The sequence below is a fragment of the Mucilaginibacter sp. P5_A6 genome (assembly GCF_056400585.1).
Map to the genome: position 1 here is coordinate 158,421 of NZ_JBFUKZ010000009.1, position 24,125 is coordinate 182,545.

A 24,125-nucleotide genomic window follows, 5' to 3' on the forward strand; every position below is an offset into this window, starting at 1 on the left:
TTTTAAAATGATGCATTTACACCTAAACTGAATGTGCGGGTTTTAGGATAAAAATCCTTGTTATCAATACCAGGGGTTAAACCGCCAATATTTACTTCGGGATCAACACCCTTGTATTTGGTTATGATAAAAATGTTATTGCCCGATGCATAAAAACGCAGGCTCTTGATAGCCTGGATATGTGGTTTAATGGTATAACCCAGGGTAGCATTATCCAAACGCAGGTACGAGCCGCTTTCCAGGAAACGATCTGACACCAGGTAACCATTAATATCTTTAAACGATTCGCCAAGGGTATATCTCGGGATGTTCTGGAATTTTGAATCGGCCGGGTTATTTAAAGATGCAAGCGTAGCATTCAGGATCTGGCTGCCATAAACACCACGGAACAGGAAGTTAAGATCGAAGTTTTTGTAAAAGAAACTGTTGTTCCAGCCATAAATAAGCTTAGGCTGCGCGCTGCCTGTTATACGCTGATCTGTAGTAAGCGGCTGCGATGCGGTGGTTGAACCATCTGCCTTTTGATAAGTACTTACGCCATTTTCATTTTTACCCAAATAGTGCCACAGGTAATAGGTGCCAAGTGCATAACCTGGCTGTATAATCTGGCTGCTTAAAAATGACTGGCCTTTACCACCTAATTGCGCGGTTAAAATATTGTTAATGGTAAATTGATTGTTTGACAAGCTTACCACCTCGTTTTTATTGTGCGATACGTTAAACGATGTACGCCAGGTAAAGCTCTTGGTTTTTACCGGGATGGCATTCAGCACAACCTCGATACCACTGTTTTTTATTTTACCAACATTGGCTGTTAATACCGGGTAAGGATACTGGGTTGATGATACTGAATAATCGGTGATCAGATCGGATGTTGTTTTGATATAATAGTCAACCGAGCCGGTAATCCGGTTTTGCAGCAATCCAAAATCCAGACCGAAATTTGTGGTTGCTGTCCTTTCCCATTTAAGGTTTGTATTTTCATTACGTACGGGGCCAATAGAGTTGGTGATTACACCATTGCTTAAAAATTTACCCCCGTTGCCGTATATTAACCGGGCGGTAAAAGCATCAAAGCCCAGGCTGTTTCCTGATACACCGTAACCAACTCTTAATTTCAGATCGCTGATTACCGGCATACTTTCCATGAATTTTTCGCTGATGATCTTCCATCCGGCAGAAACCGCAGGGAAATAACCGTGGCGCTTGTCTAAACCAAATCCCGATGAACCATCTTCCCTTAACGAAGCCTGCAACAGGTATTTATCTGCATACTGATAATTTACACGCCCGTAATATGATATCAATCTTAAAGTTGAGATAACGTCCGGGGTAAAACTAATTTGCGACAGGCTTGTAGGGTTTGATAACGACAAGTTATTGTACGTTAAATTATCATTTGAAAAACCCTGGGTTTGTACGCCAAAACCATCATTGGTACGCAATTGCTGGTATGAATAGCCCGCCAATGCTTTAATAGCGTGCTTACCAAAAACCTTATCGTAGTTAAAATAGGCCTCTACAACATTGCTGGTATTGGTGTAAGTGGTTCGTTTAGCTACCCCATTTGCACCAACCGCAATGCCCGATTTGCTGTTATAGTAGGTATTTAAATTGTTTTGATCTTTTTGGGTCGATCCCGTCAGCGTAAACTTTAAACCAGTTAAAATGTCGACCTGGGCCAAACCATTTATCAAGGTTTTATTATTTTCGGTTTTAATCAAGTTATTATCGATTAACGATAACGGGTTTAAAGTGCCACTGCCTGTACGGGCAAAGTTTTCTTTGTAAGTTCCATCGGGGTTAAACGGACTTACCGTAGGCAGGTAAAATAAAATACCTGATAGTACCTGGCTTTGTAAAATATCGTTGTTTTTGGTAACGCTGTTGGTTAAAGTTAACCCTAACTTAAGTCTGTCATCAAAAAAACGCTGGTTGATATAGCCTTTGTAAATGGTACGCTCTAAACTGGTATTTTTAAGGATACCATTATTTTTCAAATAGTTTACGCTTACACCATACTCCGAATTGGTACCTGCACCACCATATGAAAGATTGTGATTTTGCGAATAGCCAGTACGCTCGGCAAGTTTTTGCCAATTGGTATTGGAGCCGTCATCATCTAATGGCTGTTTCAATGGTACCACACCATTATCGGCCAGGTATTTGCGCAGCTCATCGCCGGTAAGCACATCAATATTTTTTGATACTTTTTCCATGGCGCCGTAGGCGCTATAGGTTAACCTGGTTTGGCCGGCCTTTACTTTGCGGGTGGTGACGATAATTACCCCGTTTGCGGCACGTGAGCCGTAAATCGCGGTTGATGATGCATCTTTTAACACGTCGATACTTTCAATGTCGGCTGGTGCCAAAAGATCGATAGATGCACCCGGAACACCGTCAATTACATAAAATGGCTCTTGTGCCGCCCCTGTGCGTAAAGTTGAAGGACCTCTTAAAATAGTTGCCGGCTGTTTGTTTGGGTCGCCGCTTTTGGTGATGTTTAAGCCTGCTACCTTACCCTGCAAAAGCTCGGCCGGGGTAGTAAATACACCCTGGTTAAAATCTTCGGCTTTTACTGAAGTAATTGCGCCGGTTACATCTTTACGGCTTGATGTGCCGTAACCAACAACTACAACATCTTTTAACTGTTTAACATCTGCTACCAGGGTAACGTTAATGATTTTTTTGTCGCCTACGGTTACTTGTTTGGGTAACGAACCTAAGAAGGAAAATTTTATTACGTCATCGGCTCCGCTTACAGTAACCTGGTATGCGCCGTTGCCATTTGTTGATGTAGCTTTTCCCGAACTTTTAACAGTTACAACTACACCTGGCAGTGGTGCATTGTACTCGTCGGTAACAGTTCCTTTTATTGTTTTATCCTGCTGAAAAGCAAATGCACTTGCTGAACCAATCAGCATGTACAGCAAAAGCATAGCTGCCTTTGGCTTAAAATCATAAAACAACCTTAAAATAAGTCTGTAGTTTTTTTTCATAAGTTTTAGTTAAATTTTTAAACCCCTTTTTGCATGTAAGAAAACTGCCTGCTAAAGAATATTAGCAAGGCGATATTTGCTGCAAAAAAAAGCTTATGGTGTTAGCTGGAAATAAATTGTGTATTAACTTATTCGCAAGTAAAAATTAATAATTAGGTTAGATATAATTGGCCTTAAAGCTAATAATTAAATTATATTGAAGAAAATTTTATAAGAAAGTAAAACATGTTAATCATAGATTAACATGTTTTTAACATACTACTGTAATTCCGAGGTTAATATTATGGGGAAATGACCGCAAAGAGGGCGGCTTAAATTTTATTTATGAACATTTTATACTTCAAAATGAACCATTTATCCGCGACATTGCCTTTGTAAGATTTTGCGGAACCTGAAGGGGAAATAGCGTTTAAAAAGATTTGTGATCCTGAACGCAGTGAAGGATGATAAAAAAAGTTTTTTTTGCAAAAAACGTTACAGATAGTGATAAAATCCTGGAGATTCCGGAGGGGAGAATGACAAACCGGCGAAAGACTTACGAAGTAATTAAAACTTCGTAAGTCTGGGATTCTGCAACTTGCTATAGGTAAGTACGAAGCAAGACGATCTATTTTAAACACTTTGCAAGATTACACTTCTGTAGATATCATATTGTCAAATACCAATTGATTTGCAAGATCAATCTCCTGTTGGGTAATAGTATGAGGGCGGCCTTTGTATACTTTGACGGTAACCGCGGCATTAAGCGCTTTCATAACGCCGACACTTTCCTCTACCCTTGTTAATGGCACATGCGGGTCTGGGTCGCCTGTGGTTACCAGTACCGGTGTATTTTTAAAATCACCTTTATAGTTCTTTAAGCTAAGCTCTTCGCCTATCAGGCCGCCTGTAAAAGCTACAGCTCCTCCATATTGTTTGGCATTCCGGCTTATATATTCAAGTGTAAGACATGCGCCCTGCGAAAACCCGAGGAAGTAAATTTTTTCTTCGGGGATGCCATCTGCTACTACTTGCTGTACCAGGTCGCCTATTACCTCAAGGGCAGAATCCAAAGCAGGCTGATTTTGTACATCGGGTGCCATAAAACTATATGGATACCAGCTATTGTTGGCGGCCTGGGGAGCGTAGATGGTCGTATTTTTTAAATTTAGATCACCAGCCAAACCAATGATGTTTTGAGCGGTGCCACCTCGTCCGTGGATCATTATTAATGCAGCCCCGGCATCTTTTACCGGGGTACCTGCTGTTATATATTTTTTTTGATGTGTGTACATGATCAATATAATTGGGGCAATGTTTTTTCGAGCGTGCTGCGAAACTGTTCGTGCTGTGCTGGTAATTTCAAGTGAGTACCTAATTCTTCCACCGGTTCATCAACCGAAAAACCCGGATTATCTGTAGCCAGTTCAAACAATACACCACCTGGTTCGCGGAAGTACAATGAATAGAAATAGTTCCTGTCGATCTTATCTGTAATATGCAAACCAAGGGCTGCTATTTTTTCCCGGTACTGCATTAATACCTCTTCGTTTTTTACCCGGAAGGCAACGTGATGTACAGATCCGCCGGCTACGTGTCCGGCAACTTCGCCGGCAACCTCAACAAGGTCAACTATTGCTGCATTTTCAACCGCGTCTGTAATAAAGCGATAGCGGTTTACATGCTGCTCCAATAAGCGGTAACCAAATACACCGGTTAAAATATCGGCAGTTGGCTGCATTTTATTAGTGCTTATAGTGATGCTATGAAAACCTTTGGTAGCATTGTCGGCCTTAACCTCTTCGGTTTCCCATGGCAGCCGGGTATCAGTATTTTTTGCGGCTATTAATTCCAGTTTTAAACCATCGGGATCTAAAAATGTAAGGTATGGTTCGCCAAATTTTTCGGCTACTTTATTGTAAATTACATTGTTTGCTTCAAAACGTTTAAGCCAGAAATCAAAGCTGCCTTCGGGTACAGAGTAACCAATTTCTGTAGCCTGGCGTGCGCCCCTGCGGCCCGGCGAAATATTTTCCCAGGGAAAAAAAGTAAGTATAGTACCGGGCGTGCCTTCTTTATCGCCGTAGTATAAATGGTAAGTTTCCGGGTCATCAAAATTCACGGTTTTTTTAACCAGCCTAAGGCCAAGTACTTTGGTATAAAAATCATAATTACGTTTGGCATTGCCTGCTATTGCTGTAATGTGGTGGATGCCGTTAATTGTATTTTCCATAATGATATTTTGTAAGTGTTTGTTTTATTTACATCAAAAATACCGTGTATTCTGCCCGGAAAACTTGACCTACAACAAGAAATTTCAAGATTGTGAGATTTTGTGTTGATATCAAATGGCACAAAAAAGGCCACCCTTAGGCAGCCTTCAAAATATTAGTGAATATTGCTACATCCCCCCTTCACCCGAGTATTGCAGCATTAAGTCAATTTTACCGTCCTTATTAAATCCCCATACTTCATGCGTACGCGATTTAACTTGCTTCCCATCTTTATCAGTAAATTCTTCTGTTCCCCAAATACAAACCACATTTCCGTTCTTGTCTGTACTTTTTAGGCTCACCCAGGCATCTAAGGTAACCTTATAATTCTTTATTGAATTTCTGTATGCCTTTACGCTGGCAAGGTTTTCTGCTTTTCCTTTTATCATTTTCCCGGTTGACATCATCATGTTTACCGTATCGGCAAACCATTCGATATGCTTATCCAGGGTATTATTTTCAAAATCTTTCCAAAGCGTCAGGATCTTCTCTGAATAAGCCTGGTCTGCTATTGCAAAACTTGACGAATAGCTGGCGGTATAACCGCTGTGTGCCTGGCTCATTGCCGCAAATGGCATTGCCAGTAAAAAGAATACAATAAACTTTTTCATGATTTGAATATTTAGTGTTTGTAACTGGTTAGTTACATTAAAGCTATGACTTAAATATCTAATAATCAAAAATTTATAATAATTATTTAGATAAATATTTCGATTTTTTGACAGGATAATTTCGTATAAGCTTAAATACAGAAACCTTACGGTTTAACTAAAAGTCAACAGCCGGATACAAGAAATGGGACAAAAATCATTTAAATGACCTTGTCCCATATGGGGTGAGTAACAGGTTATGTATATAAGCTGTTTAAGAAGGAATAACCTGCCTTTTGAGGATTTTCGTTATACTTTAATTATGGGCAGATAACGGACTCGTTTTTATTTTATAATAATCCCTAATTCGGCAACCGAAACCCCTTTTCCATGATTGGTATGTAATGCCGTAAATTTGAAATAACGGGCCTTTACCGGCTCTTTAAGTATTATCAATTGCTGAACGGGGTTAGCTTCCATATTTGAAAATACGCCGTCGCGGGCTATTCTCCAATCCTTGCCATTATCACTAATATAAAAGGCATACCCATCAATAATCCCCTCTACTTGATGATCCTGCCTTGGCAAATAGGTAAAGGCATTTATTTGTTGCACTTTACCCATATCCACCGCAACCTCCTGTGGGAAAGGCAAACCGGCGTTTAGCGTGTTCCAGTTTGTACCCTCGTCCTCGTCAATTGCGTATTCGGCATTGGTACCGGCTGGAGCCTGTATAACATTCCAGCCCTTTTTACTTGCGCCAAATACCTGCGTACTGATATCGCCTGCATGTTTTTCGCCGTTAAAGCACCTGGCCTTAACCGTACCGCCATCGGGCAGCGCAAATGGCTGGCTATAAAGCGGCGAACTTAAAACTGGATCGGTTCCGTTCAGGGTATAACGTATAGCCAATTTGCTGTCCCCGGATTTAATTTGAACCATGCCCGATTTTTCCCTGCTGATCGCCGGAGCTTTTAAATGAACCGGCTCTTTAAACAAACCAAAATCGCTTAAGGCAATACAAACCGGAGAACCGGTGATGCGCAGTCGCACTTTACTTGCTGTGATATTATTGGGCAACCTGATGAGCCTGTTGGCGCCTATACTGGTAGCTGTTGCAATTTCTTTCCACTCCCCGCTTAGCATGGCATCTACCGCTACAGATTCAATGCGCTGGCCCAGTTTTATATTCTCGCGCAAACGGATCACATTAAAAGTTTTTACGCCGCTTAAATCCAGGGTTAGTTCGGGTTGTGTTATTTTATCATCGGTAGCCCAGTAGGTATACCTGTCATTATCAAACAAAAATTGAGGCCCAAATTTGGCGCTGTTGTTTCCGCGTATATTGCTTGCTTTTAGTTTGGCGCCCTTTGCAAGGTTAACGGCAAATGTTTGTTTTACAAGATCGCCGAAACCTTTTAATGAGTTTACATCTGCCTGGTCAAGCAGTCCTTTTTGATTGGGGGAAAGACCAAGGTCAAGATCGGCGCCACGGCCTACGCTTTCGTAATACAGATCAAGCAACTCAGATGGCTTTTTTACCTGCGGATTTTGTGAAGCATGATAAAACCAGCCCGGTCTTAAGGGTACATCACACTCTGCCGGCATCCAGTATTTACTATTACGCGTACCCTCGGTGGCTTCTTCGGATATAACATACCCGTTTGCCGGTTTTTTACCTTCATCCGGCGCATGCGGTGTGTAGGTTGCCCAGCAGGTTTCGCCCGCGTGACCAAACTCATTACCTACCCAGCGGGCATCGGGCCCTACATCTCCAAAAATAAACGCGCCCGGCTGCATTTTACGGGTAATAGCCCAGGTATTTTCCCAGTCATAATAAGTGGTGCGGTCAATACTCCGGGTTCCCTTTGCCCCGCCGTAATAACCATCGCCCCCGTTTGCGCCATCATGCCACGAGGCAAATAATGGCCCGTAATTGCTATAAAGCTCCTTTAACTGCGCGCGATAAATTTGCAGGTACTCCGGTTTGCCATAATGAGGATTATTCCTGTCCCAGGGAGAGCAATAAACACCTAACTTCATACCCAACTGACTGCAGGCTATTTGATATTCTTTCAAAATATCGCCTTTGCCCCCTTTCCAGTTACTTTGCGAAATGTTATGGCTGGTTGTTTTGGTGGGCCAAAGGCATAAGCCATCATGGTGTTTGGCTACTATAATTATCCCCTTAAAACCACCTGCTTTGGCAGCCCCAACAATTTGTTTGGCGTTAAACTGCGTTGGGTTGATCAATTTTGGATCTTCATCCCCATACCCCCACTCATGATCTAAATAGGTATTGGCGCCAAAATGTATCAGGCAGTACATCTCCATTTCGTGCCATCTTAGTTGTCTTGTAGCTGGCAGTGCGCCGTAAGGTTTTGGCGCCTGCTGCCCAAATGTAGCCGCCGATACAGCCAGTAAACACAAGAGTGCCAATATTCTTTTCATGGTCATATATTTAATTTAGGATGTTTGGTTTATTTTTCATTGCTTAAAGAATACGGAAAATCAGCTTCATTAATACCTCTTTGTTTATTGGGAACAGCCGACATATTAAAATCAATAACCGCGCCTTGTAACAACGCCTTATGGCTTAACCAGTTTTTATCATACATATTTCCGTTGAACTTTAAGCTGTTTACATATTTTTGCTGTTCGCTGTTCCCAGGGGCGTTAATAGTTACCACTTTTCCATTCTCCAGGCTTAAGGTAACCTTTTTAAATAACGGGGCACCCAATACATACTGATCGCTTGCCGGGCATACCGGGTAAAAACCCATAGCCGAAAACACATACCATGCAGATGTTTGCCCATTGTCTTCATCGCCACAATAACCATCGGGTGTGGCCTTGTATAGTTTGTTCATTACATCGCGTACATGGTATTGGGTTTTCCAGGGTTCGCCTGCATAATTGTACAGGTAGGTCATGTGTTGTATGGGTTGATTGCCATGTGCGTACTGCCCCATACCTGCTATCTGCATTTCGCGGATCTCGTGAATGGTTTGGCCATAATAGCTGTTATCAAAAATTGGCGGCAGGGTAAATACAGAATCAAGTTTAGTGGTAAACTGTTTTTTGCCGCCCATCAGGTTGATGAGCCCCTGGATATCATGCAGCGATGCCCAGCTGTAGTGCCAGCTATTACCTTCGGTAAAGGCGCCGCCCCATTTAAAGGAATTAAAGGGTGACTGGAACGAACCATCCTTATTCTTGCCGCGCATTAAACCTACCGAGGGATCAAACAGGTTACGGTAATTCAGGCTTCGTTTTTTATAAATACCGGTTTCTGCTGCCGGGCGACCGAGGGCTTTACCTAATTGATAAATGGCAAAATCGTCATAGGCGTATTCAAGCGTACGGGCCGCATTTTCATTGATGTTTACATCATAAGGTACGTAGCCCAGCTCATTATAATATTTAACTCCTTTACGGCCAATAGCTTCAAGCGGCCCTTCATTATTAGCGCCATGCAATAATGCTGTATACAAAATGTTTATATCATAGCCGCGCAATCCCTTCAGATATGCCTCGGCGACAACCGAGGCTGAGTTATTGCCTATCATGCTTTGCGCATAACCCGGGCTCGACCATTCGGGCAGCCAGCCGCCCTCTTTATAATCATTGATCAGGCCTTCCTGCATTTCTTTGTTCATGGATGGATAAACAAGGTTCAGGAAAGGATATAAAGCCCTGAAGGTATCCCAGAAACCGGTACCGGCAAACATATATCCCGGCAATATTTTACCGTTATTAGGACTGTAATGTATGATCTGCCCTTTAGCATCCTTCTCGTACATCCTGTTAGGGAAAAACAACATCCGGTACAGGCAGGAATAAAAGGTGCGGGTTTGGTCAATTGTGCCACCCTCAACAGATAATCGGCTTAATGTTTTGTTCCATACCGCTTTGGCTTTTTGTTTGGTCGCGGCAAAACTATCATTCCCTATTTCGCTCTTCAGGTTTTGTTCTGCCTGCTCAATGCTGATAAATGATGAGGCCACCTTTAAATGCACCTGCTCGTTATTTGTTGTGCTGAAGCTGATAACAGCGCCAACATGATCGTCTTTAAGCTCAAGCACATCATCATCTGCTTTATTGTTGTGCCAGGCCGATGCTACTTTGAATGGCTTATCAATATAAATCACAAAGTAATCTTTAAAGTTAGCGGGTACAGCATCGCTGTTTTTGGTACTATAGCCTATGATCTTTTGCTCACCGGGAATTATTTTGATATAGGATCCTTTATCAAAAGCATCAATTACAATATGGGCGCTATCGGTTTTAGGAAAGGTAAACCTGAAACTGGCGGCACGTTCCGTTGGTGTAATTTCGGTTGTTACATTATAATCGGCCAGGTAAACGCTGTAATAATAGGGTTTGGCAATTTCGGCCTTGTGCGAAAACCAGCTGGCGCGCTTATTTTCATCAAGTTCAGGCTTACCGGTCTCGGGTAGTATCGAAAACACGCCGTAGTCGTTCATCCAGGGCGAGGGCTGATGGGTTTGCTTAAAGCCGCGGATCTTATCGGCATCATAGCGGTATTGCCAGCCATCTCCCATTTTGCCCGTTTGCGGCGTCCAGAAATTCATGCCCCAGGGCAAAGCTATAGCCGGGTATGTATTCCCGTTTGATAGTTCGGGTTTTGACAGCGTGCCCATTAAAGGATTGATATATTCCACAGGATCGGTAAGTGGACGACCGGTTTGAGCACTTGCCCCTGCTGAAAGTGCAAGTAACAGCAATAATGAAAAAATATTTTTATTCATCGTGTTTGACTTTAACGTTTATTTTATTGCCGACCTGGCATATTCGTCCCCATCGCCAACAACAGGGCTATACGGGCGGATGCTAAATGAGATGCCGGCCGGAACGGCTGGTATATAATACTGGGGTAATGCTATCGGCCCGCAACTGGCATTACCAATCCCCAACTGTTGGTAATCAAGGCTCAATACGGTTTCTTTGCGTGGCTTTAACTGGTACAAATGATCGGCCTTTTGCAGGTCCTGGTCGGTGTAATGCAAGGTGGTGAAGTTTAGTTTACCATTTGCAACTATCTCTATACCATTATTCTCCTCATCGGTTATTTTTAGCCAGTGTACATCTTCCCGGTTGGCCATGCCCTGCGGCCGTTCATAAGGTTCCAGCATCTGATTTACCATTTTTTGGTACTGGCCAAAAGCAGCCGATTCCTTCCGGTCCGAATAATTTTCATGAGGTCCGCGGCCATACCACTCCACATTTTCAAGCCCCTCCTTTAAAAACATCCGCAAACCTAACCGCGGAATATCCAGGTCGTTTTTACCGGGACTGAACTGAGCTTCCACATTGATAAAACCATTCCCATAAACGGTATAGCTAACGGTAGTTGTAACTTTAAAACCCGAACCTGTTACGGCATCAGTTACTGTTGTTATGGTTGCCTGTTTATTGTTGATTTTATTTAGGGTGAAACTTTTAAGCGTATACTTCAAACTGTCATAACCTGCTTTCATCCATTCTATGTAAGGACCACGCTCTTTGGTTCGGTCATTATCCATCCGGGCGCGATAAAGGTTAAACATGGGGCCGTTTTGCGCATTGTTAATAATAGCCCTGTTGCCGTAGTTTAGGGATGCAATAGTTCCGGTTGTTTTATCAAATACCACACTAAATGATTTACCCAAAATGCTCACCCGGCTATCATCCTGTTTCAAATCCATATCAGCTGCATTTGCTGTATTTATTACCGGTGCGGCCAGTGTTTCAAAAGGTACAGCCATCTGTTCCCAGGCCACTGTATGCCCCTGCTTTGCCCACAAATTATCCTCACGCAGCTTAAATGATACAGTAAGCCAGTATTGCGCACCGGCCAGCAGCACAGGTTTGGTGAATGGAATTTGTACTGTGGCCGTTTGCCCTCCCGGCAGGTTTAACGGAGCAATTATGCCCGACTGGATCACCTTGCCATTGGCAGCCAGCGACCAGGTAAGGTCAAACTGGTTAAGGTTAATAAAAGCGTATTTATTGGTAACGCTTATTTTACCCTGTAATATATCTCCTGCTTTTATACCAATGTACTGGTAAACTTTTTTTACTTCTTCAATTTCGGGTTTTATTTGTCGGTCCGAGGTTATCAGTCCCTTAATGCTGAATGTTCCGTCATTTGGTTTATCGCCAAAATCGCCGCCATAGGCAAAAAAAGTTTTGCCGGATGTATCGCCGGGGATGGCCTTGTTAACACCCTGGTCAACCCATTCCCAGATACAGCCGCCAATCAGTCGTTTATGCGATTCAATGGCATCCCAGTATTCTTTCAGGTCGCCAATGGCATTACCCATGGCATGTGCGTATTCGCACATGAAAAATGGTTTTGCTGAGTCTTTTTCACCCTCTTTGGTCAGGTCGCCGATAGATGGGTACATGCTCGATTCTATATCAGCTATTTCATTCTGTCCTTCATAATGGATAGGGCGCGATTGATCAAGGTTCAGGATGGCTGCTTTACCCGATACAAAATTCTCTCCACCCCATGATTCGTTCCCCATCGACCAGATGATTACCGAGGGATGGTTTTTATCCCGTTCTACCAGTCGTACTTCCCGGTCAACATAAGCACCTTTCCATTTGGGGTCTTTCGTTAGCTTATCTTCCATCCCATGGGTTTCCAGGTTGGCTTCATCAATCACATATAAACCATATTCGTCGCACAGTTTATACCAGGCCGGGTCATCCGGGTAGTGACAGGTACGTACGGTGTTGATATTGTATTGCTTCATCAATTTGATGTCGGCAATCATGGTTTCAAGCGGAATGGTTTTGCCATATTTTGGATGTACTTCGTGGCGGTTAACACCTTTTAGCAATATAGCTTTACCATTTACAAAAAGCCTGCTGTCTTTGATCTCTACCTTACGGAAGCCAAACTCCGAGGCTGTTACTTCCTGTATATTGCCTTTTTTATCCTTCAGGGCGAATACCACCTTATAAAGGTTTGGCATTTCTGCCGACCATAAAAGCGGATGGCTGATATTACCTGCCAGGTGATAGCTTTTTTCTGATTCAGCATTAATTGACGCCAGATCTTGCGTAATAAAGGCAGATCCGTTTAATAGTTTACCATCCGGCTGGTATATATTTACTTCCAGTGTAACCCCAGCAGATTTTTTAACATCACTATTCTTTATAGCCGCTTTAACCGAGAATTTGGCTGATGAAAAATCTGCCGACAGATCCGACTGGATAAAATAGTCCCTCAGATGCAGTTTGGGAGTGGCAAATACAAATATGCTCCTGAAAATACCGCTAAACCTGAACATATCCTGGTCTTCCAGGTAGCTGCCATCGCTGTATTTATATACTTCTACCGCTATATTATTTCTGCCGGGCTTTACATATTTGGTTATATCAAATTCGGCAGGGCTCATGCTGTTTTCACTATAACCAACTTTTTGGCCGTTCACCCAGATATAAAATGCGCTCTGGACACCGTTAAAATGCACAAATACTTCTTTGCCGTTCCAGCCTGCGGGCATATCAAAGCTGCGCCGGTATGAGCCTACGGGATTAGGCTCCTTGCTCACTGTCCAATCGGGTGGCGACTGGCTGATTACTTTTGGTGGTACAGGCCGAAATGGATAAATAAAGTTGGTGTAAATTGGTGCTCCATAGCCCTGCATTTCCATGTTACTGGGTACAGGGATTGTTTTCCAACCGCTGTCGTTAAAATCATTGCGGTAAAAATCCTGCGGCCTTTCTGAGGGTTGCTTTACCCAGTTGAATTTCCATTGCCCGTCGAGGCTGAAATAATAAGGTGAGGTTTCGGCTATATCCTTTATGGCCTGTTGCATATTGGCATAAGGTATATAGGTTACGTGTGTAACCTCCTTATTGATACCATAAACCTGCTCGTTCTCCCAATCGGGCGTTTGGCTGTAGGCCTGGCTTAAACTGATGAAAGAGAAAAAAAAGGGTACTATTTTTTTAAAATTCATTTGGTAAATAATATTGATAATTTAATTGTGATTCATGTTTAAGCAACCCTGAGCCATCACCTATATAAAGACACAATCATGGCCGAAATTCGTAAAGCTTTTTAAATTAATTTTAAATCCTAAAAACCCTACGTAGGATTGTTGTCACTTTATGCTCTTATTTAAGGTTGGCCTTAATTAATTTAACAAACGCATCCGGGGTTACTACCCTCACATTGGAGTTAAGCCCCTTAACCACCGTTTGTATGTTGGATAGGTCTTTGGTCCAGATGTGTACAAATACCAGTGTATAACCATCGGCGCTATGCGGATTTGCCGGGCGGGAATTTATGTTATTAATAACCGTTGATTCCTCTTCCAGACCTTGCCAAAGGTTGTCCCTTTCTTCTATTATTGGTTTTCCGTTGGCCGAAAATCGAATTGAACCATTTGGAGATTCGCCATAACCGGTATAAATAAGCGCGTCGATATTTGGCTGGGCAAGGTATTTATTCCAGATATCCATGTTGCCAGCCAGGTTTTGATCTAATATGTTACATATATTAAGCCCGGCGGCTCCCATGTAGGTATTTAAAACCGAAAGGTAGGCATCCAGTTTGCCCGCCGGCATCTGGCTTGGAAAAGTATATCCGCTGCCGCTGGGGCCGGCTACAAAAAAGTCTTTGTGGCTCCTATTGGCTGCATTTGCATAATACCAGCTGAGCACAGAAGGGGCCAGGTCGACCATGGAGGGACTAATTGTGTATCCCATATCAAATGATCCGCGTACCGGATTATTAAAATAGTTATTCAGTTGCCAGGTATCAACAGAAAGGTTATCGCCATCGCTCACTAAAAAAGTAACATAATGAACATGCTCTTCGGTTTTTGGGGTAGCAAACGTTTTTTGACGTAGCCCGGAAGTATCATATACACTGCTTAGCGGCGCAAGGTTAGCCGCCAGGTCCGTAGGCAGCATTGGGATACCTTGCAAGGCGGCATTTTTCACCATGTTAAACTCATCCTGGCCATAACCAAAACAAAAGGCCCCGGTATTTAAACCCTGAAGAACACTGGTACGAAAGGATGAATTACCATCATAAAACGCAAATGCATTGGTTAGCGTTATATAGTCGCGCAGGTGGTGATTAATATCCGGGTTTTGCTCAGCGGCAAGCTGCTTACTAAAAACCTGCTGATAGTTGGTGTATACCCACTTTTCGTCCCTGTTTTGTACGTCTGCTTTTATTTTTGTGATGCCGAGCGCCTTAACTGCTTTTTCCAGGCTGGCATCTACGGCAATGGCATTCATAGGGCCGCAAAGCGAGTTTGCCGCGGTAAGCGAGCGGGGATTTTTTGCCCGGTTATATAAAACATAACCTGCGATCTTATTTTTAAAGTGAGTTGCCAGGTCGGTCCAGGAGGTATAATTGTTAAGGGTTATGCCGTATTTACTTTTAAGATAAGCCGTCCATACACCGGAAGGACCGCCTTCATCAATGTAAATTTGTTCGGAGGATGTTTTTGCTACCAATCCCTGCAATGTGGAAACCAATACTTTTTGTTCGGCAGAAAGACTGCTACCCAAAATAATATCCAGCGATGCCAGCTTTACACCCTTTGGGTGAACTATGCCTTTGTTTAATGATTGCCCGCTTTTAAGCGTATCCGTACCGCCCTGGATAACGGTGGTGGGCGGAACAATATTCCCGGTTTTTGAGCCTTTTTTACATGCAATGCAAAACGTAGTTGCAATGATTAATGCCAGCTGAAGTATTTTACCTGATTTTATCATTATTTTGATTGGTTAGTATCTGTGGAATTAATGGATAGGTTATCAAAGCAGGCATTGATCCATGGGCTAACACCCAAACCAATCTGCCCGCCCGATGAATGGCTGTCGGTTAACGAAGCCACTTGTTTTTGATCAACAAAAACCTTTATCCGGCCCTTGAAAAAGCTCAGCTTAATTTTATGCCAGCTGTTTAAACCAAGGGGTACCCGGCCCGAAGCAAGCACCGTGTTTAGCGGCGGCATATTAATGGCGGTATCTTTAGGATCTGGATTTTGGTAATATAAAGACCATGCTCCCGAACTGTTTAACCGCAAGTGGTATCCCTGTACACTTACAAATCTCCAGTTCATCGGTTGTTTTTGTACCCGGCCATACAGTTCAATATATCCGGGTTTATCCATCAATACATCAATGGCAGCGCTGTAGTTTTTCCAATCCGGATCTCCCATTATGGTAAACGGCGCCATGGGCTTATTAAGCCATGATATAGGCGCCTGCGAAACCTGCTGGCGCAAATACTTTCCTGCCCGCGCGCCGTGGTTACCGGCTACTTCAAAGGCTCCCTCAAGGGTGGAAAAGTACCTGGGAATATTATCGGTGCTGTATGCTTCGAAATTATCTGTATAAGGCAACCGCAAAGCTGATCGGGCGGGTGGCCGGGCCTCTCCTTTTGATTGCCCGGTAGTTGTGGTAAAACTATAAACACAACCTGGTTTTAATAAAACAGAAAATGAATTATTAACCGGCGAAACATCGTTTTGCTTCACAAAATAATCTTTTTCGTCGGCCGAATTCAGGTTGGTTTGCCAAACATGTACAGTTGCACCAGGAAAATCATTGGCGAGTTTAATATTGATCTGCTGGCTGTTGTTAGCATCCATGGTTTCGGCAATAATGCTGTAGTCTTTACCACTTTTAAGCGTTACATAGGTACCATTACCTTTTAAAAAGCCGCATGCACTATCAACATACTGCCATCCCGGTTTAACAAATTGCGCGGTATGCGCTATAGCCCATATGCTTTTTCCCACCTTATAATTACCAGACCATGGCTGATCGGCAAGCATCAGGCCCTCACCTGCATGCGGCAATGTTGCATACCAGGCCGCAATAAGGGCCCAGTTGAGGTAGGCTGTCATTTTACCTTCTATGTAACCCCTGTTGTAACTCCTGGCAATAGCAGCGGCGCCCAGGTCATAATTATTGGTTCCGTGTTCGCTGGCCCAAAGTGGCTTGTTCAGCGCCTGGGCTTCGGTACTGCTTGCACAGCCGATACCTTTTCCGTTATCGCTGCAGGGGTAATGCTGCCCAACAATAGATACTGCTGAACGAAACGCCGAATCGGCAGACATATCTTTGGCAACACTCCAGCCACCGCCATCATCTGCCACTATTTTTGTTTGCAACCCGTTTTTATCAAGCGCGGCTTTCAGCTTTTGATACCATGGTTTGTTATAACCGCGTTCGTTCCAGCCGCCTATATAGTCGATGGTTAAATCATGGTCGGCTTTGGCGTGTTTAAGCCAGTTAATAATGTAACTGATATTATCATCAGACCAAAACCCATCTTTAAACCAGCCGGGGGCACCCCATTCAAGCGCGTATAATTTAATCCGGGGGTTCCGCAATTTGGCCTGTTTCATTAACCACCATTCATATCCCCTGTTATAATTCTGGTCACCGGGCGTACGCATGTGGCTGGCTTCGGCTCCGTTGGTTGTATTTACATCACCACCAATTTCTACCTTCAGTATATGAAGCGATGCGCCATAGCCCGGCTTAAAAAGGTAATCTAAAATTTCGTTTTGCTGCTTGGCAGGATAATCAATAAGTAAGCGCGAGGTACCGCCACCGCCGCTTACTCCCCCTATGCCATCAAATATTCTTCCGGCGCCATTATTTACCAAAACATCTGTTACCTGGATTTGCGCGCTGGTATTTAATACGTTTAAAAAAGTAAAACAGATCAACACCAAGGAAACCATCCCTAATTTGTTTACCCTATTACTTACTGCATTTATTTTCATATCAAAGTTTTATATTATTTAGTCGGCTCAATTTCTATTTTACTCATTACCCGGTTACCTGCACCTGTACCGTGTTTATCTTTTATTTATGGCATCCTATAGGCCTTTATTTCCTGCTGGTTTAAACCAAACAGGAGGGTTTGGTTGATTGATATCACGCTCCGTACGTCGCCCCGTAAATTAAAGCCGGATAATTGCTGGGGCATATAATTAAAGTGGCCTTTACCATCTCCTTTCAGCAAAACGCCATAGTTGGCATCGTATTTACCAAAGCGTAAACGGGCGCGGTTAATATTGCCGCACAGTAACAGGTCATCCTTACCATCGTGGTCATAATCAAGCCGGGTTATGGTGTATACCGGCGAAAACTGTACCTCTGCTGGCAGTGCCTGGTCATGTAACCGGCCATCGGCGCCGCTTTCAAAACAGGCTGTTTTCAAGTAATTGGCCTGTAAATGACCTGCCGATTTCAGCATGTCTTTAGTGAAAATGTCGTTTATGGTGACATCTGCGTAACTTTTATAGTCGGGAAACCGGGGACGCATTACGCTAATCTGGTCAAGCAGCTCGTCGCGGGTTACATAGGGATAACTTTTATGCTGGATATAAAAACATAATATCGGGTCAATAGCGCCGTTGTCATCAAAATCGTTATAATACATTTCGGCAGGCTCGCTGTCGCTGGCTTTACACTGGCTATTCAGTCCCAGGTTTCCTGCCACCAAATCGGGTTTGCCGTCATTATTAAAGTCGGCTACCAGCAGCTTATTCCACCAGCCACTGTAATTTTTATCAAAATATGCCCTCGTTTTATTAACGAGTTTGCCTGTTGTATTAATCATAACTGTTATGGGCAGCCACTCACCAACAATAACCAGGTCGGGTATTTTGTCGCTATTCATATCAACCCAGGCCGCATCGGTTACCATGCCAATAAACTGTAATTGCGGTGCAATCCGCAGGGTTTCATCCGTAAAATGTCCCTTACCATCGTTAATGAGAATGTAGCTTTGCGGGGGTTCGGGATAGCGCCCGGGTACTACCCTGCCGCCTACAAAAAGATCGGGATAACCATCTCCATTTATATCGGCAACCCTTACACAGCTTTTACTGCTTAACATTTTGGGCAATGCATTGGCCGATTTTATAAAATTCCCCTTGCCATCATTTAAATATAACCTATCCTGTAACCGGGCATCATTTGGCGCATAATTATCATAACCGCCAGCGCATACATACAAATCGGGTTTGGCATCGCCGTTGGCATCAAAAAAAACAGCATCGGCATCGGTACTTTGTTGGCCAGCCTCAAAAGCAGGTTCAACTTTCGGTATAAAACTGCCGTTCTTTTGCTGGATATAAATCACGCCCGCTTTGCCATTTCCGCCACCGGCATAAACATCGTCTAAACCATCTCCGTTAGCATCTCCCTTCACCAGGCATGGCCCCGAAAACGACATCGGATTAACCATTAAAGGCTGACGCTTAAAATCATTCACAGGCAGTACCAGCGGTTTATAGTTTATGGGCGATTTTACCGCTGCAAAAAGTGCTGCTTTACGTTCCGGCTTTTTGTACTGGCTTTTGGCATCCTTTTCCTGTAAAGTAAGTTCCCGGTCGGCCCCTATATTTTTAATAATTTCGGTGTTGCCCTGTTGCCATACTATTCTGAGCGAATCCACCCGTTTTTCTTTACCCAGGCCAAAGTTTAACACGGGTGATATGCTGGATTGGTAGCCCCTGGCGGGCATTTGTTGCTGGTATTGCTTTTTACCTTTTACGTAGATAGTTACCCTGGCCCCTATGCCCTGGGTGTTCATCCCGGCGCTATTTAACTTAATTTTAAGATAATGATTGCGGCTTTGTTTATTAGCCTGGTTCTGGTAAATAAAAGCGGGTTGATTTATATTGTTTACCACCAGGTCAACATCGCCATCGTTGTCAAGATCGGCATAGGCTGCCCCATTGCTATTGGCTGGCTGCGTGATGCCCCAGCCGGCACTGCTATCAGCGAACGTAAGATTACCCTGATTTTTAAAAAAGTAACTTTTTACAGCCGATGATGGCATTTGTTGTACCAGGTTTAACAGGTCTTTTCGCCATACTTTTCTATCCCTCAAATAATCACCTGCATATTTTACAAAATCCATGTTGGTGTAATCGCGGGTGAACCCGTTGCTCACAAACAGGTCTTTCCAGCCATCATTATCATAATCGGCAAACAAAGGCGACCAGCTCCAGTCGGTATTTGAAATACCGGCCAGTTGCCCTATTTCGCTGAATGAATTATCTCCATTATTTATATGCAGCATGTTGCGCATATACTGGTACCCAAAACCTGCACGCAGATTTAAATTAAATGCTTCATAATTATCGGGCGCAAACAGTAATTTTTGCCGATGGTTATCGGCCGGCAGCATATCTAAAGTAAAAATATCAGGTAAGCCATCGTTATTTATATCGGTAACATCATTGCCCATGGAGTAATAAGAAGTATGCCCAAGGCGCTGCTGCAGCTTATCGGTAAACTTGCCGTTGCCGTTATTTATGTATAAACAATCGGGCTCTATATAATCATTTGATATATAAATATCCGGCCAGCCATCACCATCTATATCAGCAATGCCTGCGCTTAACGCATGTGTTAAAGCCGTACTTTTTAAACCAGCCTGTTCTGTTATATCATTAAAATGCCCCTTATCATTCCGGTATAGTTTTATGCCTATCAGCGTATCCCTGCTTTTCAGCAATTCTTTTATTGCTGCATCATCCAGGTTATTCAGCTTTTTAGGATTATGGTTCAACAACAGCATATCAAGATCGCCGTCGCGGTCATAATCAAAAAACAGGGCATGGATGCTAAAGGATGAATCGGCTAAGCCATACTGCGCCGCCATTTCCTGAAAACGGGGCACCCCGTCCTGGTTATTTCCCTGGTTAATGAACAACTGATTGACCCTTTTATCGCCCGATAATTTGCCGGAGTAGCACACATAGATATCCAATTTACCATCGCCGTTCACGTCGGCCATACTTACACCTGTTTTCCAGGGGCCCGGCCGGCCGGCAACACCTGCTGTGTTTGTTATATCCCGAAACTGCATGTGCCCTTTGTTGAGGTACAGTTTATTATCGGTCATATTTGCCGTAAAATAAAGATCATCTAACCCATCGCCGTTCAAATCGCCAATTGCTACGCCTCCCCCATTATAGAAATACTCATACATCAGTATGTTGGTATTCAGGCCTTCGGTTAGGTTATTGCTAAAATCGACGTGGCTTTTTTGCGGGGGAAGCAAAGTAAACAAAGCAGGCCCCGTTGCCCCGGAGTTTTCATGGCTGCGATGACAGGCAACTGATGTAAAACTTACTACAGCTAAAAACACGTAAACCAGCCTGGATGATAATGGATACAATAGTTTCTATTTATATAATAAAAAAACAAAGACATTTACACACGCTTCCTGGTGCAGCAATAGCTTTTAAAACCTTCACCATAGCGATGGGTTTAAAACCCATCGCTATTTGCCAATATGCTGTGCCAAACAGGTTGATTTCCCTGCCGGTTACTGATGGTTTATCAGTACCCAGGTAATGGTATATTAAAGAGTACAGGCTTCCACCTGCACCTTTTAATTACATGTTGTTAATTACATGGCATATATCTCTGCAATGTTGGTACTGTTGGTAGCCCAAACATCGGTAACCGTTATCCTGAAATACCTTGCATCTTTAAACGTTGGCAGAAAAAACCTGATCAGCGCCTGCGGCTCAACTATAGGCACCTGGAAATTCCCGTCATCAGTCCAATTTACTCCGTCTGTACTTAATGAAACCGTCATGGCCTTTGGCTGGCCGTGACCATATGTTGCCCAGTCGCCGCTAAAATCCCGGTCAACAACGGCAACGGCATGAATTGTTTTTATTTCGCCCATATCAATAGTGATATAGTGCGGCGGCCCCGGCTCACCACCAGACCATTTTGATTGCCAGTAAGTACCCTCATCATCATCTATCGCGGTTTTTGCCAACCCATTCCCTCCGCCTTCGGCAGGCTCGTCGGTTGATTTGCCTGCTATCGACCATTTACTCCTGTCGTAAGGTACCAGGTTGTTTAATGAGGGTGAGCGGGTTACCACAAAATAGGTAAAAGTTTGGGTGTTGTTTATTGTTCCGCCGCTTACCTGTTCAATACCTACCGGGAGTAAATAGCTTGAAAAAGCGTTCAGCTTATCGCCATTTTTAATGATCAGTTTTAGCGGGGCGGTAGCCGGCTGGCCTTTTGAAATGGTGCCCGATGTTTCATAGGTATAATTATCAGTAGGCAGAATAGTGTACGAAGTATTGTTTTCTGCATTGAAAGCCTTTATAAGGGCCGGATCAACTTTAAATGTTACATTAATGTTATTTGCAGCAACGGTTGATACGGTAGGATAATCGGCGCCTACTAAACTCGCGCTGTAGTTGATGGTATCTGCAATATCAAATGTTTGATTTACGATAGCCCTGCCTGTTGGCATATAAACCGTTGTACTATTGGATTTATCTTTTTTACAACCAGCTATTAAAGTGCCCGCCATAATTAGGCACAGCGTTATATAATGGTTAATTTTTGTTTTCATCATCAGTTTATTTAATAGAAATTAAAATTCCTGTATAAATCATTTTGTAGTTGTTAAAGCATCCTGGTTATTGGTATAACCGGATGCTTTAAAATTAATGCTGGCTATTAATAGCCCGGATTTTGGCCATTTACCCAATTGTCCGGACCGCCGCTTTGTGCTTTTATTTTTGGGTTTTTATCAATAGCTATCTGTGGCACGGGCATATAATACATTTTATTGTTCCATTGCTTGTTTGTTACCACTGCGGTAGGATCGTAATTCCAAACGCCGTTCTTTTTAGTGATAAGCATACCGTGTATAGAGCCATTCAAAACTGTTGAAGCTATTTTCCAGCGTAAAACATCCCACCAGCGTTTATCTTCAAATGCAAACTCCACCCGGCGCTCCCGGTGGATGATCTGCCTCATCTGGGCCTGGCTTACACTGCCATAGGTGGCCTCAACTGTTGGCATATTGCCACCACGGGTGCGTACCTGGTTAACTGCAGTCAACACAGAGGCATCCGGACCTACAGCTTCATTTTGTGCTTCGGCATATCCCAATAGTACTTCGGCATAACGGAAAAACATATAATTTTCCAGTCCGCAGCTGCAATTAAGGTTATCGTTACCTTTAATGCTCTCATCCAATGTTTTGCGTGCATAATAGCCGGTATTGGTTACATCTCCCCTGGTTGAATTTAAGTCGATCTCATTGGGGCTGCCAATGCCAACCCTGGTATAAATTGTATCGCCCTGCCATGGTGCACCATCATACACAATGCTTTGATAAAACCTTTTCTCACGGTGGTCATACGGCTTTTGAGCGTTGTAACCAGATCCGGCTTCGTTAATGGCCTTACCATTATCCATTGAAAAATCATCAACCAATTCCTGGGTAGGTTCAAAGTTGCCCCATGTTTCTACAGCGCCGTGTACAACAACGGGTCCGTAAAGGCCTTCCCTTCTTCCTCCCCCGCTTTGGGCATTGGTCATTTGCATGGCAAATATTGATTCCTTGCTGTTGTTATTAGCCGGTAGCCATACCGTGCCAAAGTCGGGTAACAGGTCATATGCCCCTAAATTCATTACCTGCTTATAGGTGGCAGCGGCCTGTACCCATTTGCCGGCATCGCCAACAACATTTGCCGTACCCGAGTTATGTAGCGGGCTTGCGGCATAAAGCTCAACCCACGCTTTTAAGGTTAAAGCAGCTCCCTGTGTTGCCCGCCCGTAATCGGATGTAGTTACCGGCAAATCGGCAGCAGCGGCGGCCAGTTCAGTTACTATAAACTTTTCGGTTTCATCAGCCGTGTTCCGGGGGCGATAAATGGCATCGCCCTGGGTAGTATTATTTAAAACATCTGTTATAATTGGAACACCGCCATAGGCAATGTACAGGTACTGATAAAAGAACGCGCGAAGAAAACGAACCTCGGCTATTCTCTTTTTCTTATAATCGGCAGAAAAATTTGAGGCAGTTACCTTTTGAATATACAGGTTACACGCCCTTATAAATTCATAATTTCCGGCCCCGTCATTATTTGAATTTGTTCCGCGCGACCAGCGCCACATTCCCCATGGACCAACGGGCATTAAATTGGGCGATACCGCGCCAGTGTATATCATCTGGCGGGCATCAAACCATTCGGCCCCTACATATGAATTGTCAGAAAACTGGTCAAGCAATTCTGTTTCATTATTCAGGTGTGGCAAATCTGTATAAATATTATTCAGGAAAATATCGGCGTTCCCTTCCGATTCAAAAACGGTTTGATCCGAGAGCCTGTCTTTAGGTGTTACATCCAATAAATCTTTTTTACAGGAAAATAAACCTAATAAAAGCAGTACAATAAAACTGTACCCGTAAATTTTGTTTATGTTGATCATTTTTTTACTTT

General features: G+C 43.3%; 13 protein-coding genes. 1 reads left to right on the forward strand and 12 read right to left on the reverse strand.

Annotated elements, in window-relative coordinates; all coding sequences use genetic code 11:
• Positions 1–2: 2 nt before the first annotated feature.
• The 10 genes from AC1DO4_RS12525 to AC1DO4_RS12570 form a co-directional block, all read right to left on the reverse strand.
• Complete coding sequence (locus AC1DO4_RS12525) at positions 3–2,999, reverse strand: SusC/RagA family TonB-linked outer membrane protein (protein ID WP_477416219.1); 2,997 nt, start codon at positions 2,997–2,999, stop codon at positions 3–5.
• Positions 3,000–3,628: 629 nt separating this feature from the next.
• Positions 3,629–4,273, reverse strand: coding sequence for an alpha/beta hydrolase (locus AC1DO4_RS12530; protein WP_477416221.1), 645 nt, complete (start codon positions 4,271–4,273; stop codon positions 3,629–3,631).
• A 2-nt stretch (positions 4,274–4,275) separates the two neighbouring features.
• Positions 4,276–5,211, reverse strand: a complete 936-nt coding sequence (locus AC1DO4_RS12535) for a ring-cleaving dioxygenase (RefSeq protein ID WP_477416223.1) — start codon at positions 5,209–5,211, stop codon at positions 4,276–4,278.
• A 168-nt stretch (positions 5,212–5,379) separates the two neighbouring features.
• Positions 5,380–5,862, reverse strand: a complete 483-nt coding sequence (locus tag AC1DO4_RS12540; RefSeq protein WP_477416225.1) for a hypothetical protein — start codon at positions 5,860–5,862, stop codon at positions 5,380–5,382.
• Positions 5,863–6,186: 324 nt separating this feature from the next.
• Positions 6,187–8,292, reverse strand: coding sequence for a discoidin domain-containing protein (locus AC1DO4_RS12545; protein ID WP_477416227.1), 2,106 nt, complete (start codon positions 8,290–8,292; stop codon positions 6,187–6,189).
• A 29-nt stretch (positions 8,293–8,321) separates the two neighbouring features.
• Positions 8,322–10,613, reverse strand: coding sequence for a GH92 family glycosyl hydrolase (locus AC1DO4_RS12550; RefSeq protein ID WP_477416229.1), 2,292 nt, complete (start codon positions 10,611–10,613; stop codon positions 8,322–8,324).
• An 18-nt stretch (positions 10,614–10,631) separates the two neighbouring features.
• On the reverse strand, positions 10,632–13,820 hold the full coding sequence (gene lacZ, locus AC1DO4_RS12555) for a beta-galactosidase, LacZ type (RefSeq protein ID WP_477416231.1): 3,189 nt from the start codon (positions 13,818–13,820) through the stop codon (positions 10,632–10,634).
• 157 nt (positions 13,821–13,977) lie between these two features.
• Positions 13,978–15,594 (reverse strand): GxGYxYP domain-containing protein, encoded by a 1,617-nt coding sequence (locus tag AC1DO4_RS12560; protein WP_477416233.1) that lies wholly within the window; start codon positions 15,592–15,594, stop codon positions 13,978–13,980.
• Positions 15,594–17,621, reverse strand: a complete 2,028-nt coding sequence (locus AC1DO4_RS12565) for a hypothetical protein (protein ID WP_477416235.1) — start codon at positions 17,619–17,621, stop codon at positions 15,594–15,596. The genes AC1DO4_RS12560 and AC1DO4_RS12565 overlap by 1 nt, the downstream gene beginning before the upstream one ends.
• 86 nt (positions 17,622–17,707) lie before the next feature.
• Positions 17,708–21,037: a VCBS repeat-containing protein gene (locus AC1DO4_RS12570; protein WP_477416237.1), complete on the reverse strand. Its 3,330-nt coding sequence runs from the start codon at positions 21,035–21,037 to the stop codon at positions 17,708–17,710.
• Here AC1DO4_RS12570 and AC1DO4_RS12575 point away from each other — a divergent pair.
• Positions 21,028–21,216: a hypothetical protein gene (locus tag AC1DO4_RS12575; protein ID WP_477416239.1), complete on the forward strand. Its 189-nt coding sequence runs from the start codon at positions 21,028–21,030 to the stop codon at positions 21,214–21,216. The two genes, AC1DO4_RS12570 and AC1DO4_RS12575, sit on opposite strands and share 10 nt — an antisense overlap.
• A gap of 55 nt (positions 21,217–21,271) precedes the next feature.
• Here the strand turns inward: AC1DO4_RS12575 and AC1DO4_RS12580 are convergent, their stop codons facing one another.
• Positions 21,272–22,246 (reverse strand): BT_3987 domain-containing protein, encoded by a 975-nt coding sequence (locus AC1DO4_RS12580; protein WP_477416241.1) that lies wholly within the window; start codon positions 22,244–22,246, stop codon positions 21,272–21,274.
• 104 nt (positions 22,247–22,350) lie between these two features.
• Positions 22,351–24,114 carry a RagB/SusD family nutrient uptake outer membrane protein gene (locus tag AC1DO4_RS12585; protein WP_477416243.1) on the reverse strand — a complete coding sequence of 588 codons (1,764 nt, stop codon included), beginning with the start codon at positions 24,112–24,114 and terminating at the stop codon, positions 22,351–22,353.
• Positions 24,115–24,125 lie beyond the last annotated feature (11 nt).